The 16,746-nt window shown below is 33.4% G+C and carries 14 protein-coding genes; 1 reads left to right on the forward strand and 13 read right to left on the reverse strand.

The genetic code is table 11. The features are described 5' to 3' along the window. Positions 1-17 precede the first annotated feature (17 nt). The 13 genes from JK634_RS18815 to msrB all read right to left on the reverse strand — a co-directional run bounded on the left by JK634_RS18815 (position 18) and on the right by msrB (position 15,114). On the reverse strand, positions 18-1,421 hold the full coding sequence (locus tag JK634_RS18815; RefSeq protein ID WP_202769295.1) for a PTS mannitol transporter subunit IIBC: 1,404 nt from the start codon (positions 1,419-1,421) through the stop codon (positions 18-20). Between the two features lie 473 nt (positions 1,422-1,894). Beyond that, positions 1,895-2,743, reverse strand: coding sequence for an FtsW/RodA/SpoVE family cell cycle protein (locus tag JK634_RS18820; RefSeq protein WP_207753677.1), 849 nt, complete (start codon positions 2,741-2,743; stop codon positions 1,895-1,897). Between the two features lie 61 nt (positions 2,744-2,804). Next, entirely contained in the window at positions 2,805-4,085 is a 1,281-nt protein-coding gene (locus tag JK634_RS18825; RefSeq protein ID WP_202769296.1) for an FtsW/RodA/SpoVE family cell cycle protein, read from the reverse strand. Next, positions 4,082-4,423: a PadR family transcriptional regulator gene (locus JK634_RS18830; protein ID WP_202769297.1), complete on the reverse strand. Its 342-nt coding sequence runs from the start codon at positions 4,421-4,423 to the stop codon at positions 4,082-4,084. The genes JK634_RS18825 and JK634_RS18830 overlap by 4 nt, the downstream gene beginning before the upstream one ends. Positions 4,424-4,674: 251 nt before the next feature. Further along, positions 4,675-5,682 (reverse strand): ketol-acid reductoisomerase, encoded by a 1,008-nt coding sequence (gene ilvC, locus JK634_RS18835; protein WP_202769298.1) that lies wholly within the window; start codon positions 5,680-5,682, stop codon positions 4,675-4,677. 19 nt (positions 5,683-5,701) lie between these two features. Continuing rightward, positions 5,702-7,372, reverse strand: coding sequence for a biosynthetic-type acetolactate synthase large subunit (ilvB, locus tag JK634_RS18840; protein WP_202769299.1), 1,671 nt, complete (start codon positions 7,370-7,372; stop codon positions 5,702-5,704). A 40-nt stretch (positions 7,373-7,412) separates the two neighbouring features. Beyond that, entirely contained in the window at positions 7,413-9,071 is a 1,659-nt protein-coding gene (gene ilvD / locus JK634_RS18845) for a dihydroxy-acid dehydratase (protein ID WP_202769300.1), read from the reverse strand. A gap of 8 nt (positions 9,072-9,079) precedes the next feature. Then, the gene (gene leuB, locus JK634_RS18850; protein ID WP_202769301.1) at positions 9,080-10,162 is read right to left on the reverse strand and encodes a 3-isopropylmalate dehydrogenase; all 1,083 of its coding nucleotides are present in this window, start codon (positions 10,160-10,162) and stop codon (positions 9,080-9,082) included. Between the two features lie 27 nt (positions 10,163-10,189). Next, on the reverse strand, positions 10,190-10,678 hold the full coding sequence (gene leuD / locus JK634_RS18855) for a 3-isopropylmalate dehydratase small subunit (RefSeq protein WP_202769302.1): 489 nt from the start codon (positions 10,676-10,678) through the stop codon (positions 10,190-10,192). A gap of 13 nt (positions 10,679-10,691) precedes the next feature. Beyond that, the gene (leuC, locus tag JK634_RS18860) at positions 10,692-11,954 is read right to left on the reverse strand and encodes a 3-isopropylmalate dehydratase large subunit (protein ID WP_202769303.1); all 1,263 of its coding nucleotides are present in this window, start codon (positions 11,952-11,954) and stop codon (positions 10,692-10,694) included. A gap of 15 nt (positions 11,955-11,969) precedes the next feature. Further along, positions 11,970-13,562 (reverse strand): citramalate synthase, encoded by a 1,593-nt coding sequence (cimA, locus tag JK634_RS18865; protein ID WP_202769304.1) that lies wholly within the window; start codon positions 13,560-13,562, stop codon positions 11,970-11,972. Positions 13,563-13,598: 36 nt separating this feature from the next. Continuing rightward, a complete protein-coding gene (gene ilvN, locus JK634_RS18870) occupies positions 13,599-14,114 on the reverse strand; it encodes an acetolactate synthase small subunit (protein ID WP_202769305.1) in 516 nt (171 codons plus the stop codon). A gap of 544 nt (positions 14,115-14,658) precedes the next feature. After that, positions 14,659-15,114 (reverse strand): peptide-methionine (R)-S-oxide reductase MsrB, encoded by a 456-nt coding sequence (msrB, locus tag JK634_RS18875; protein ID WP_202769306.1) that lies wholly within the window; start codon positions 15,112-15,114, stop codon positions 14,659-14,661. Positions 15,115-15,211: 97 nt separating this feature from the next. Here msrB and JK634_RS18880 point away from each other — a divergent pair, with 97 nt between their 5' ends. Then, entirely contained in the window at positions 15,212-16,735 is a 1,524-nt protein-coding gene (locus tag JK634_RS18880; RefSeq protein WP_202769307.1) for a spore germination protein, read from the forward strand. Positions 16,736-16,746 lie beyond the last annotated feature (11 nt).

The following is a 16,746-nucleotide window of genomic DNA, read 5'->3' on the forward strand; positions in this document are numbered from 1 at the left end:
TTTATTTTTTCTAATTATTACTTTAATTGATTTACAAATTCGTCATATTTTGTACGATCCAAGAAATTCTTAACTGTTATGATTTTATCAGTTTTAGCTGATTTTCTAGCTCTTTCAGCTAAGTTTTCTTGTGTAAATACTACATCAGCATCTGCTGGTATAGCATCAACTGGAGTATGTTTAACATCAATACCACTTATTCCAGCATCTTTTAATGCTTTCTTAAGTATTGATTCTCCCATAGCTGAAGATCCCATTCCTGCATCACAAGCAAATACGATTAATTTGATTCCAGCTTTTGAAACTGAAGGAACGCTTTGTCCTTTACTTTCAGCTTTCATTTCTTTAACTTTGCTTTGTGCTTCTTCTAAATCTTCTCCGCCTTCTGGATCTCTCTTAATTATAACTGCTGCTATTAAGAATGATACTACAGTACCAACAAGTACCCCTGCAAGAACTGGTAATAATCCACCCTTAGGAGACATTGCTATAAGTGATATTATACTTCCTGGTGAAGGTGCTGATACAAGTCCTGCATGAGTTATTACGAATGTTAAATCTGCAGTTATTCCACCACCGATTACAGCTAATAATAAAGCTGGTTTCATTAATACATATGGGAAATAAATTTCATGTATTCCACCTAAGAAGTGAATGATGATTGCTCCTGGTGCTGATTGTTTAGCCATTCCTTTACTATATAGCATATAAGCTAAAAGTATTCCAAGTCCTGGACCTGGGTTTGGTTCTAATAAGAAGAATATTGACTTACCAACATCATGTGCTTGTTGAATTCCTAAAGGAGATAATACTCCGTGATTAATTGCATTGTTTAAGAATAAGATTTTAGCTGGTTCAACAACTATTGCTATTAAAGGAAGTAATCCTTTATCAGTAATTGCTTGTGCAGCACTACCTAATCCTGTTGAGATACCTGCAACGATTGGTTCGATATAAGTAAATGCGAATAATGAAAGTCCGCCACCTAGGATACCTGCTGAGAAGTTGTTAACTAACATTTCAAATCCTGTTGGGATTTTTCCATCTACTAGTTTGTCAAACTTCTTGATTAACCATCCACCAAGTGGTCCCATTATCATAGCTCCCATGAACATTGGGATAGATGCTCCAACTACGATACCCATAGTTGCGATAGCACCAACTACTCCTCCTCTAGTATCGTATACTAGTTTACCACCTTGATAACCTATAAGCAATGGTAGTAAGTAAGTGATCATTGGTCCAACTAATTTAGCCCAATATGCATTTGGTGTCCAACCTGTTGGTATGAATAATGCAGTGATAAGACCCCAAGCGATGAATGCTCCAATGTTTGGTAACACCATGCTACTTAAAAAACTACCAAATCTTTGAACTTTGCCTTTAAATGTAGAATTGTTTGAAGTATTAAGATTTTCCATTATGAGACCTCCTATAAATTTTTTAAATAATAATTATTTATTACACTTATTATATTAATTTATATCGTTTTCACTTTCAATTTAAACAATTTCAATTCTGTGATACGTTTTCAATGACAATTTTAAAATTGCAATAATTCCTTGAAAAAATCACGATTTGAAGGTCTGTATGTGTACTTTATTTCCAAAATAAAAAGTTCAAAAAAAGGTTGCATTTTGAATTTTAGTACAAAATCTATTGATCTTTTGCTTTTATTATGTTCAAATTTGATGAAAATATTATATATATTTATATGTAGCTTTACATAAAATAAAAGACCTTATATTTTTCAAATATATACGTATCATATTTAACCGTATAATAAAGCCTATATCTTAAATACTATGTAAAGTAAGATATAGGCTAACTTTTATTTCTATTTGTCATTAATGAAAAAGACAAAGTTAATAGTTTATTGTTGACAGCAATTGATTTATGAATTGATTATAGATTTTGCATACCAGGTTATCGGTATGAAATACCCTATTATCGGAGAAATTCCATAGCCCATTAATGGGACTGGAAAGTTGCCCACAAGCGTTGAGATTAATATTATTACGAAATATAAACCTACAGATATTGAAGGTAGTTCACTGTTTTTCGGTGAAAAAAATATAAATGGCGCTGGTAATATAACAAGAGATATTATCCCAAAAACAAGCCATATCAATCCCATATTTGATAATAAGCTAACTATTCTTTCCACATAAGCTACCGGGGGTAGATTATCTAAAAATACCCACGAAAGAACAACTAGAATTGAAAGAATCCCAATAGTAGATACTCTAAGTACCTTTTTATCAGACCTGCTACACAACATAACCACCATCGGAATAGAAAAACCAGTTACCTCAGATGCATCGGGCTGAATTGCAAGTAAAATTGCTATAGCAATAATAATAGTTATTGTAACCCATAATGATTTAATTTCATGGAGGCTCCATAAAGCTATTATTACTAAAGGTAACACCATCATTGAAACATTAAACTTAATAAATCCAATTGATACCCATCTGTGAACTCCGTTGATGCTTTGACCCATATATGTCAATATTATAAGTAGCATTGATATAATTATAGATATACTGTAAAATCTATTGCTTCTCTTTTTAAACTTATTTGATATTACAAAATATGAAATCAGTGTAGCTATTATAAAACAAGCAATATTTTGTGCCCAGATAAGAATTGGAACTTTGTTATTGTACATTGCTACCACACCAATAGAGATAGCAGGTATAGTGATTATTAGCGGGATTAAGTTTATTAATCTTAATTTCATAATTCTTTTACTCCTATATTAAGCATATTTAAAAACTTGTTTAAAAATTCATCTCCATTTTTTATGATACAAAGGATAAATTCTTACACCTATAAATACTTATCATAATTCCTACAGCAGCCATATGCGTAAGCACCATGGAACTACCATAGCTTATAAAAGGCATTCCCATGCTAACTATTGGCACTAAACCAAATATCATAAGTATATTCCACACAAACTCAATAGTAAAAATACACAAAAAACCCTGTATTAATAATCTTCCATAGGCATCTTTTACTTCTCCTGCTGCTACAAACATGCGGACAATAAAAGATAATACCAATCCTATAAGCATAATTCCTGCCACCCACCCAAATGTATATATTATATAGGTAAGAATAAGATCTGTATGAACCTCTGGCAGAGTTCCTGGGAAGGTGAATCCTTTGCCTTTAAGTCCTGCAGATGACAATAGATTTTGTATCTGAATATTAATAAAGCCCGAACCTTTTGGATCCTTTTCAGGGTTCATAAAAATCAACAACCTTTTTATCCTGTAAGGTTGACTTGCTATTGTATAAGTGCAGACCACAAAAAACAGACTTATAGTAGAAAATATGTATCCAAGTCTCACCTTGGAATTTAGCATAAGTACTATAAATAGCACAAAATAAATAAAAGCCTCCATGAATGACCCAAGCATAATATATTGCATAAATGGTACAACCAGCATCAAAGAAAGGTATATGTACTCTCTATAACGCCTTAAATTTATGATTCTTATTAGCTTTGAAAGGGAAATAGGAAATAAAAATAAAGTTAAATCTACTATATTCACAGTAAAAGATCCTAAAGGTATCCATGCTCTTTTCCCATTTATAGGAGCTGCAATAATCATCTGTAAGAAGAGTATCAAGATTATTCCTATGAATATTCTTAAAGAGTGCTTCTCTAATTTCTTATAGTCGAAAAAATATAACCCGATTAAGAATATGTATCCAATTATATTAAACACTACACTGTTATAAAAAGGTGTAGAATAATTAATAACCTTGTTAGCTACAATGAGATAAGCTATAACAATTCCCAATAAAGAAAATACAATTGTCATGCTTAATAGTCCCCATTCCGCTGAAGCCTTATGGCTCTGATTCAACGGTCTTCCAATGAGCTCTGCCTGCCCAATTTCATCCAAAGCTTTCTTTAAAGCTTCTTCTTTACTCAGGCCATTGAGCATTAGCTCTTCAGTTTTCTCCTGAATATGATCTAAAATTTCCAGTTTTATTTCCGTATGTACCTTTTTAAATTTTATATAACTGCAAATTTCCTCAACATATTCTTCTATCCTAGGATTTATCACCTTGATATTGCCTCCTTCCATATTACTTTATCAACAGCAGAACGAAAGGTTTTCCATTCCTCCTGCTTTTCCTTCATGTGTTCACTTCCACTCTTAGTAATTTTGTAATACTTTCTCTTTCTTCCCCCCTCAGTTTCAGTCCAATAGCATTCAACCATACCTTCGGTTTCCAATGAATGAAGTATAGGATATAAAGTTCCTTCTTTAAATGTAAAAATCCCATCAGATTTCTCTTCTATTTCCTTAATCATCTCATAACCATACATAGGCTTACTGTCAAGAAGAGTAAGTATCAAAATTACGGTGCTTCCTTTTAATAGTTCTTTGTTTATTACCAAAGTATCACCTCCTATTCCAATGCATTGGTTTTCGATACATCGTATATCTATGTATAAGTATAACTTCATTAATAGGAAAAATCAAGAATACAATAAATTAATTTTATTAACTATCTTTACATAAAATAAAAGACCTATAAAAGGTCTTTTAGGATTAAGTATTAATTTATTAGAAAAGCCTAGAGATTCTATATATCTTTTGGCGAAAGATTAGGGAGAAATTCCTATAATCTCTAGGCTAATTCAGCTTTTTATTGTTCTAATTTCTTTTCATTTATCCAAGACATCATTCCTCTAAGCTCTTGTCCAACTTTTTCGATTTGATGCTCACTATTTATTCTTCTTGTTGCATTGAAGTTAGGTCTTCCTACTTGGTTTTCTAATAACCAGTTCTTTGCGAAGGTACCATCTTGAATTTCATGAAGAACCTTTTCCATTTCTTTTTTAGTTTCAGAGGTTATAATTCTCTTACCTACTTGGTAATCTCCATATTCTGCTGTATCACTAATAGAGTATCTCATTAAGCTCATTCCACCCTGATACATTAAATCTACAATAAGCTTCATTTCATGTAAGCATTCAAAATATGCATTTTCAGGAGCATATCCTGCTTCAACAAGTACTTCAAAACCAGTTTTTATAAGTTCACTAACTCCACCGCATAAAACCGCTTGTTCTCCAAATAAATCTGTTTCTGTTTCATCTCTAAATGTAGTTTCTAGAACACCAGCTCTAGCTCCCCCTATACCATTAGTATAAGCTAATGCTAAATCCTTTGCTCTTCCTGTATAATCTTGATGTATGGCAATTAAGCATGGTACTCCTGAGCCTTCAGTATAAGTTCTTCTAACCATATGTCCTGGTCCTTTTGGTGCTACCATAAATACATCTACGTTAGCTGGTGGCACTATTTGACCAAAATGAATATTAAATCCATGGGCAAATACTAAAGCCTTTCCTTCTGTTAAATTTGGAGCTACTTTTTCATTATATAGTTTAGCTTGCTTTTCATCTGGAATTAATATCATGATAACATCTGATGTTTTAACTGCTTCTGCTGTATCTAAAACTTTCAATCCTGCTGCTTCAGCTTTTTCCCACGATTTACTTCCTTCATATAGTCCAACTACAACATCTACTCCACTTTCATGAAGATTTAGTGAATGTGCATGCCCCTGGCTACCATAACCGATAACTGCTACTCTTTTTCCTTTTAATAATTCAAGATTTGTGTCCTTTTCATAATACATTTTTGCCATTTTTAGTTCCCCCTCTTATTTATACATCTTCTTCATAGATTATTTGATTTATAAGTGCTCCTGGTGCTACCATAGGGAACACTTTCTTATCTTCATGTACTCTATAATCTATAACTATAGGTACAGAAGAATTAAAAGCTTCTTTTAATGCTGGTTCTAGTTGTTCTTTTCGTTCAACTAAGAATCCTTTTCCTCCATAGGCTTCTACTAGCTTGACAAAGTTTGTTCCTCTATTAATTGAAGTATGAGAATATCTCTCTTCATAGAAGAAGTTCTGCCATTGTCTTACCATACCTAAGGCATTGTTATTTACTATTATTGTAACTACAGGCGCCTTTTGAGCATAGGAAGTAGCTAATTCGTTGCAGTTCATAGCAAAGCTACCATCTCCTGCAATATTAATAACTAATTTATCTGGATTCGCTACCTTACAGCCAATAGCTGCCCCAAGTCCAAATCCCATAGTTCCGAGTCCACCAGAAGTTATAAACCTTCTTGGTTCTATATGCTTATAGAATTGAGATGCCCACATTTGATGTTGACCAACTTCTGTTGTTACAATAGCTTCTCCATCTGTAAGTTCGTTAATTTTACTAAATAAGAATTCAGGCGTTAATTCATCAGATTCTTTACTTGTGCCCCTACCCTCTTCCTTATATATATTCATCTTGTTAATCCATTCTTTATTATCTTTTTTATTTAGCAGCGGAATTAGCTTTCTCAAACTTTCTTTTATATCCCCAATTAAGCTTGCATCTACTTTTACATTTTTATTAATTTCCGCTGGATCTATATCCAAATGAATAATTTTAGCCCCCTCAAGATTATCATTTGAACTAATAACTCTATCGCTAAATCTTGCCCCAATAGCTATTAATAAATCACATTCCCAAGCACCCAAGTTTGAAGCCTTGGTCCCATGCATCCCTATCATTCCTGTATATAATGGATGAGTTACTGGAAATCCGCCCATACACATAAGTGATGCTGATGTTGGAGAATCTATTTTCTCTGCTAGTGCTATTAATTCTTCTGATGCCCCCGAACTTATAACTCCTCCTCCTGCGTATATAAATGGTCTTGAGGATTCGTTAATTAATTTTGAAACTTCTAATAAAGCTTCTTCTGTTATATGCTTATTGCTTCTTGCAACCTTAACAGGTTCCTTCTTAATATATACACCCTTTTGTGCTGTTATGTCTTTTGGTATATCTACCAGCACAGGTCCTGGTCTTCCCTCTTGTGCAATTCTAAAAGCTTCTCTTATAGTGTGAGCTAAATCATCAACATTCTTCACCATAAAATTATGTTTAGTAATTGGTAGAGTAATACCTGTTATATCCACTTCTTGGAAGCTATCCTTTCCAAGTAAAGGTCTTGTAACATTACCTGTTATAGCTACCATTGGAGTTGAGTCCATATATGCTGTAGCTATTCCAGTTACTAAATTTGTTGCCCCAGGTCCCGAAGTAGCTAAACAAACCCCAACCTTTCCAGTACTTCTTGCATATCCATCTGCAGCATGAGCAGCCCCTTGCTCATGACAGGTTAAGACATGTCGTATTTTATCTTTATACTTATAAAGTGCATCATATATATTAAGAACTGCCCCTCCTGGATACCCAAAAACAGTTTCCACTTCTTGTTCTAATAAACACTCTAATAGTATTTCTGACCCATTTAGTATCATATGCCCCCTCCTTTTATACTAAGTCCTAAGCAGTATAATCTTATTTAAATATAGCCCCTTGGCTAGCTGAACTAACTAATTTTGAATATCTACCTAAATATCCATCAGTAATCTTTGGTTCTGGCTCTTTCCAAGCTTTTCTTCTTGATTCAAGCTCCTCTTCTGAAACATTAATTTCAAGCTTGCCTTTTTCAATATCTATAGAAATCCTATCTCCATCTTTAATTAGCGCAATATTTCCACCTACTGCAGCCTCTGGAGACACATGTCCTATTGATGCCCCTCTTGTTGCACCTGAGAATCTTCCATCTGTAATTAATGCTACTGACTTATCGAGTCCCATTCCTGCTATTGCTGATGTTGGAGATAACATTTCTCTCATACCTGGACCACCTTTTGGCCCTTCGTATCTTATTATTATTACATCACCACTTTGTATTTTTCCTCCCCAGATTGCTGCTATTGCATCTTCCTCTGAGTCATAAACCTTAGCTGGTCCTTCATGTTTCATCATTTCTGGAAGTACAGCTGATTTCTTAACAACAGCCCCATCTACTGCTAAATTTCCTCTTAGAACCTGTATTCCTCCAGTTAGACTATAAGGATTTTCTATAGGCTTTATTACATCATAGTTAATAACATGAGCTTCCTTAATATTTTCACCCAAAGTCTTTGTTGTTGCTGTAATACAATCAAGATTTAGTAAATCCTTTTTTGAAAGTTCATTCATCACTGCTTGTATTCCACCAGCAAAATATAAGTCTTCTATATGATTCTCTCCTGCTGGAGCTAACTTACATAAGTTTGGAGTTTTTGAACTTACTTCATTTATAATATCTAAATTTAGTTCAATTTTAGCTTCATTTGCAATGGCTGTTAAATGTAAGACTGAATTAGTAGAACATCCTAAGGCCATATCTACAGTAAGAGCATTCTTTATAGTTTTTTCTGTTACTATATCTCTTGGTTTAATGTCCTTTTCAACTAATTTCATTATTGCCATACCTGCGTCTTTAGCCAATCTTATTCTATCTGAATAAACAGCTGGTATTGTTCCATTGCCAGGCAATCCTAATCCTAATACCTCTGTCAAGCAGTTCATTGAGTTTGCTGTAAACATACCTGAACAAGATCCACAAGTTGGACATGCGCTGCTTTCCATTTCTAATAAATCTTCCTCTGATATTTTATTGGCATTATATGCTCCAACTGCTTCAAACATCGTAGATAATGATATTGAACTTCCTCTATATTTTCCTGCAAGCATAGGTCCCCCTGAAACAACTACTGCTGGTATGTTTAATCTTAATGCGGCCATAAGCATACCTGGAACTATTTTGTCACAGTTTGGTACAAGTACAAGTCCATCAAAGGAATGTGCTTTTACCATACATTCAATTGAATCAGCTATAAGTTCTCTTGTTGGTAATGAATATTTCATTCCTTCATGTCCCATTGATATACCATCACAAATTCCTATTGTAGGGAAAATAACTGGTGTTCCTCCAGCTAAAAGCACACCACTTTTAGCTCCTTGAACTATTTTATCTAGGTGAACATGTCCTGGAATTATATCATTTTGCGAAGTTACAATTCCTATCATAGGTCTTTTCATTTCTTCATCTGAAAATCCTGCTGCTCTTAATAGTGATCTATGGGGAGCTTTGTCTGCTCCTATCTTTATTCTATCGCTTCTCATAAAATAAATTACTTCCCTTCTTTTATATATTTAACCACTAGTTCCCCCATTTCCTTAGTACCAACCAATTTGTTACCTTCACTCATTATGTCTCCAGTTCTATATCCCTCTTCAAGAACTTTTTCTACTGCTTTTTCTATTACTGCAGCTTCTTCAGCTAACCCAAAGGAATACTTAAGCATCATAGCGGCTGATAATATTGTAGCTAGTGGATTTGCTATTCCTTTTCCAGCTATATCAGGAGCTGAGCCATGAATAGGTTCATACATTCCGTTTGTACCTTCTCCTAAACTAGCTGATGGTAACATTCCAATTGAGCCAGTAATCATTGAAGCTTCATCTGATAATATATCTCCAAAAATATTTGAAGTTACTATAACATCAAACTGTCTTGGATTTTTAACAAGCTGCATTGCAGCATTATCAACATATTGTCTATCTAGTTCTACTTCTGGATAATCCTTGTGAACCTCATCCACTACTCTTCTCCATAATCTTGAACTTTCAAGTATATTTGCTTTATCAACTAATGTAACTTTTTTCTTTCTCTTCATTGCTGTTTCAAATGCTATTTTTGCTATTCTTTTAATTTCTGAAGTACTATACTTCTCTGTATCTGATGCTGTTTCTTCATCTCCATTTTTAACTAGGCTTCTTTCCCCAAAATATATGCCACCAGTTAACTCTCTAACTACACAAATATCTATTCCATCCCCAATTATTGAATCTTTTAGTGGTGATGCATCTCTTAATGCTGAGTGCAAAACTGCAGGTCTTAAGTTGCAATAAAGTCCTAAGCCACTTCTTAAGCCTAGCAATGCTTGCTCAGGTCTTATTTTTGCCGTAGGATCATCCCACTTGGGGCCTCCAACTGCACCTAACAAAACTGAATCACTATTTCTACAAATCTCTAAGGTTTCTCCTGGTAGAGGTGTCCCCTTTTCATCTATAGCTATTCCACCAGCTAGTACATATTTATAGTTAAACTCATGAGAATACTTCTCTCCTATTAGGTTTAAAACTTTTATGGTTTCATCTATAACCTCTGGTCCAATTCCATCCCCTGGTATTACTGCAATTTTATATTCCATAATTAACCCCCTATTTATTTAACCAACTTAGTTTTTATTTTTTATATATTCAACAAGTCCATTACTATTAATTATCTTTTGCATAAACTCTGGGAAAGGTTCTCCTTGGAACTCCTTACCTGACGTTAAATTCTTTATAATTCCAGTATTAAAATCTACTTCTACTTGATCTCCTGCGTTTATGTTTTCAACCGCTTCTGGACATTCAAGTATTGGTAAACCAATGTTTATAGCATTTCTATAAAATATTCTTGCAAAAGTTTTAGCTATTACACAGCTTATGCCACTTTCTTTTATTGAAATTGGTGCGTGTTCTCTTGAAGAACCACATCCAAAATTCTTATCTGCAACAATTATATCGGAAGCTTTAACCTTGCTTGCAAATGTATCATCTATATCCTCCATACAGTGAGCTGCTAGCTCCTTTGGATCAGATGTATTTAAATATCTTGCTGGTATTATTACATCTGTATCAACATTATCTCCATATCTAAAAACTTTTCCGTTAGCTTTCATATCCCTTTACCCCCTATGCTACATCTTCTGGATTTGTTATTTTACCAGTTATTGCTGAAGCTGCTGCTACAGCTGGACTTGCTAAATATACTTCTGATTGCGTATGCCCCATTCTACCAACAAAGTTTCTATTAGTAGTAGATACACATCTTTCCTTCTTAGCTAATATACCCATATGTCCACCTAAACATGGTCCACAAGTTGGAGTAGAGAAAATCGCTCCAGCTTCTATAAATGTTTTAACTAATCCTTCTTCCATAGCTTGAAGATAAATCTTCTGAGAGCCAGGAATTACTATCGCTCTAACATACTTGGCTACTTTCTTTCCTTTTAATATTTCAGCAGCTACTCTTAAATCCTCTATTCTTCCATTAGTACAAGATCCTATAACTACTTGATCTATTTTTACCTCTCCTACTTCATCAATTGTCTTAGTATTTTCAGGTAGATGTGGGAAAGCAACTGTAGGTCTTAAAGAACTTAAGTCAATTTCAATTACTTCATCATATTCAGCATCCTCATCTGCTTCATATACTTTATACTCTCTAGTTGAATGTTCTTTTAAATATGCTACTGTTTTATCATCTACTGGGAAAATACCATTTTTTGCTCCAGCTTCTATAGCCATATTAGCCATAGTTAGTCTTTCATCCATTGATAAATATTTAAGACCCTCTCCAACAAACTCCATTGATTTGTATAATGCTCCATCAACACCTATCTTTCCGATAATGTGTAGAATTACATCTTTACCGCTAACCCACTTCGAAGGTTTATTTTTAAGTACAAATTTTATTGCAGAAGGTACCTTAAACCAACACTTTCCTGTTGCCATTCCAGCAGCCATATCTGTTGATCCAATTCCAGTTGAAAATGCTCCTAATGCTCCATAAGTACAAGTGTGCGAATCTGCCCCAATTACTACATCACCTGCAACTGCTAACCCTTTTTCAGGAATAATAACATGTTCTATTCCCATTTCTCCTATTTCAAAGAAATTAACTATTCCTTTATCCTGAGCAAACTCTCTTATCATTTTCACTTGCTCTGCAGCCTTAATATCTTTATTTGGTGTAAAGTGATCTGGTACTATTGCTATTTTTTCTTTATCGAAAACTTTATTAACTCCTATTTTGTTAAATTCCTTTACTGCTACTGGAGTTGTTATATCATTTCCTAAGACTAAATCCAGATTCACTTCAATTAATTGCCCCGCCTTTACTGATTCTAAGCCTGCATGTGCTGCAAGGATTTTTTGTGTCATGGTCATCCCCATTTAAATCATTCCCCCTTAAAAATATGTTCTTACATTTCTTTCAATATCTTTTATTAGTTTATATTCAATGGAATCTACAAGGGCTATCCAGCTTGCCTCAATAATATCTCTAGATACTCCTACCGTAGTCCAATTTTCACTTCCATCTGAAGATTCAATAAGAACTCTTACCGATGCTTCTGTAGCTGTTCCTTCATCAAGTACTCTAACCTTATAATCCACAAGTCTTATATACTTTAATTGAGGATAGAATACTTCTAATGCTTTTCTTAGAGCCTTGTCCAATGCGTTTACTGGCCCATCTCCTTCTGCTGCTGTCATTTCATCTCTTCCATCAACATTTACATTTATAACTGCTGTTGAAGTAAAATTTGCTTTTGAAGATGGATGCTCTCCTATTACTTTAAAATTGTTCAATTGAAAGAATGGTTTATATTTGCCTATTATCTTTCTTATTACTAATTCTATTGTTCCTTCTGCTCCCTCAAACTGATATCCTTGGTGTTCCAATTCTTTTAATTTATCTATAATTAATTGAACTTCCTTGCTATCCTTTGAGAAATTAGGAAATAACTTTTGGACTTCTTTTAATATTGTACTTTTGCCACTTACTTCAGATACTAATATTCTTCTACTATTTCCTACTACCTCTGGATTTATATGCTCATAGGATTTTGGTTCTTTTACCACTGCATCTATATGCATACCACCCTTATGTGCAAAAGCTGCACTTCCTATATAAGGCGTATCATCTTTAAGCTGAATATTTGATATTTCTGAAAGCATCATAGCTGTAGATTTGAGACTTGATAACAATTCTTTTTCAATAACATCCTTATCCATCTTTAACATTAATGTAGGTATTATTGTGCTTAAGTTAGCATTTCCACACCTTTCACCAATTCCTAAGAAGGTTCCTTGAATATGATTTGCTCCAGCTTCCACCCCAATAATTGAATTTGCCACAGCTACCCCAATATCGTTATGGCAATGTATTCCTATATTATCACCTAATATTTCTTTTACTTCAGTGACAATATCAAATATTTCTTTTGGAGTTGTTCCTCCATTTGTATCACACAAAACTATTACATCTGCTCCTGCATCTTTTGCAGTTTTCAGTGTCTCAATGGAGTATTGCTTATTGCTTTTATAACCATCAAAAAAATGTTCCCCATCAAAAATAACTTCTTTCTGATGCTTCTTTAGATATTCTATTGATTCTTTTATTAATTTAAGATTTTCATCTAAGGTTGTCTTTAAAATTTCTGTTACATGAAAATCTGAACTTTTCCCAAATATAGTTACTACTTCTGTTTTTGCTTCTAATAAATCTTGGAGATTCTTATCTTCCTCTACTGTTACCCCTATTCTTCTTGTACTTCCAAAGGCAACTAGCTTTGTTTTTTTGAGCCTTAACCCTTGAGCCCTTCTGAAAAAATCCATATCTTTAGGATTTGAACCTGGATTACCAGCTTCTACATAATCAATTCCTAAGTCATCCAATGCCTTAACTATTTTTAGTTTATCCTCAACTGAAAATGATATGCCCTGCCCCTGAGCACCATCTCTTAAGGTTGAATCTAGAATAAATACTTTATTGCTCATGCTATTAACCTCTCTTACTTTTAATTCTTCATAAAATTATGCTTCAAAGTATTCCCCATGAGAGCTTATGTCCTTTTCCCCTCTTTCAAGAGCAGCAAGACCTGTTCTTACCATTTCCTTTATTCCATATTCCTCCATAAGCTTTATAAGTGCCACAACTTTGCTTTCATCACCAGTTAGTTCTATAGTTAGTGTTTCCATGGAAATGTCAATTACTTTACATCTAAAGATTCTAACTATTTCATTAATAGCAGCTCTTTCAGTGGCATCAGCTTTAACTTTAATTAGGACTAATTCTCTATATACTGCGTCTTCCTGGTCAAGTTCTACCACTTGCTTTACATCTTCTAACTTCCCCAATTGCTTTTTTACTTGTTCTAATGTATCCCCATCTTCAAACATAGTTATTGTCATTCTTGAGAATTCTGGATTTTCAGTTCTTCCTACTGTTAGACTATCAATATTGTATCCTCTCCTAGAAAACAATCCAGCAACTCTGCTCAATACACCAGAATAATTTTTTACTACTACTGATAAGACATGCTTATCCATAAATGCCCCCCCTTTTTAATAAATTTTGTTATTACTAAAATCTATATTTGGATAAATAAAACCCACCCTTAATGATACAATCATAAGAGGTGGGAATATAAACATATCTTCCGCCTTAAATATAATATCACTCGGTTCTAACAAACCCTTGCTTTTAACGGGGCTTACCGGTAGTCGCCTACTTGTTACACCATTATAACTTTCAGGACTCTGCTCAGGAGTGATATTCATTTAGTAAAAGTATCGGCTCACAGCAACAACCGACTCTCTGAAACTTTCATCTCTAAATAAAGGTCTCCCTCGTAGCATTTATTTTTAAGGTCATATATTAAGTTTTGAATTTCTTATTGTTGAAATTATTGTACATTTATATAATAATTTCGTCAATACTTTATAATTTTTTTATTATATTATGATTATTTTTTGTTTATAATTAACATTTTCACAATTTAGTTTTGTTATATTAACAGTATCTAAATTTACAAATACTTTTATATTTTATAAAATTTTTCTAAAACTTTATCATATAATTTGAGTTGAGTTTCTATAGTTTATTTTCAAATAATACTAAATATTCTCCGTATCCTTCCTCCTCTAATTTTTCTTTTGGTATAAATTTTAACGAAGCTGAATTAATGCAATACCTCACTCCTCCCAATTCTTTAGGTCCATCATTAAAAACATGGCCTAAATGCGAATCTCCTTCTTTACTTCTTACCTCTACTCTATGCATTCCATGACTAAAGTCTGCCTTCTCTTTTACAATTCCCTTCTCAATAGGCTTTGAGAACGCTGGCCATCCACAGCCAGAATTATATTTATCTGTTGAGGAGAAAAGCGGTTCCCCTGTTACAATATCAACATAAATACCTTCCTTAAAAAACTCATCATATTCATTTTCAAAGGGTTTTTCAGTGGAATTTTCTTGAGTAACTGAATATTGAAGTGGAGTTAAATTTTTTTTGAGTTCTTCCTTCGAGGGTTTAGTATACTTTCCCATAAAATCACCTTCCAAATTTATTTATTAATATTATACCAATAAGCATAAAATTTTATCTAAATGAGAAACTTAATCTTAATAAAGGGAGGGTAGGTCCATGAAATCATCTAAAAACACTTCTAAATATAATCCGCAAAATAATAAGAACTTTAGCGGTAATTTATCTCATGACTATAATGAATTTAGGAAAATACTAAATAACTGTTCAGATATTGTTTTTAGAGAATTTAAAATAAATAAATCACTTGATGCTCTGCTTATTTATATAGATGAATTCGTTAATGTCGAACAAATCGATATGAATATTCTTAGACCATTACTTAGTTATAACTTTAATAACCTCGATAACTCTTCAAATAATTCTAATGATCTTAATGGTTTTATAAGAGAACACGTAGTTTCAATTGGGGATGTAAATAAAATCGTTTCTTTTCAAGATGCTATAGATAATATCCTTAGGGGTAACGCTATCCTTATGATAGATGGACTTAAAGAAGCTATTTCATTAGATGTTAAGAAATACGTGAAGAGAAACGTAACTGAACCAGTTATGGAACCTGTAGTTCGTGGCCCAAGAGATGGATTTACTGAGGATATAAAAACCAATTTACTTCTAGTACGAAAAAGACTCAAAACTCCTTCTTTAAAAATGGAAAAACTTCTAGTTGGAAGACTATCAAAAACAATCATATATGTAAGTTACTTAGATGGCATTGCTAGTGACTCTCTAGTAAAAGATATAAAAGATAAATTAAATAATATAGATATTGATGCCATACTTGAAAGTGGTTATATTGAAGAATTAATAGAAGACAACCATTTCTCTGTTTTTTCTCAATTTGGCTATACTGAGCGTCCAGATAAACTTTGTAGTAGCCTGCTTGAAGGTCACGTAGGTATACTTATTGATAATACGCCTCTTGCTCTTATGGCACCTCAAACTCTCTTTGAAACCATGCAAACTAGTGAAGATTCTTATGAAAGGTATCTTCCAAGTATTATGATTCGTTTTGTAAGATATATTTTTTTAGGTTTAGCTTTTTCCTTGCCTTCTTTTTATATTGCTTTACTAACTTTTCATCAAGGCATGATCCCTAAAAAATTATTATTCACCATATGGGCATCAAGAGAAAATGTTCCTTTTCCAGTACTTATTGAAGCTATAGTAATGGAAATATTTTTTGAGGGTTTAAGAGAAGCTGGACTTAGACTACCTAGTGGTACTGGGCAAACTGTAAGCGTTGTTGGTGCTTTAGTAATAGGCGACGCCGCCGTAAAAGCTGGAATAGTTTCTTCATCGATGGTTATAATTGTTTCCATAACAGGAATAGCCTCATTTATAATTCCTAGATATAATCTCTCTCTATCAGTTAGAGTTCTTAGGTTTTTTATGATGGTACTTGCCGGAACCTTTGGACTATATGGAATGTTTATTGGTTTTCTTACTATATTAATTCATATGGCAAAATTAAGTTCTTTTGGTACACCTTATTTATCACCATTAGCACCACTAGACCTATCCAGCCTTAAAGATGTTGTGGTTAGAGTTCCTTGGCCATTTATGAATAAACGCCCCGAATATATAAACAAGAAAAATATTAGGCGCAAAAATAATCCTTAAAATTAAGCATC

Origin of the sequence: Clostridium paridis, from assembly GCF_016765615.1 — a bacterium.
Lineage (GTDB): Bacteria > Bacillota > Clostridia > Clostridiales > Clostridiaceae > Clostridium_T > Clostridium_T paridis.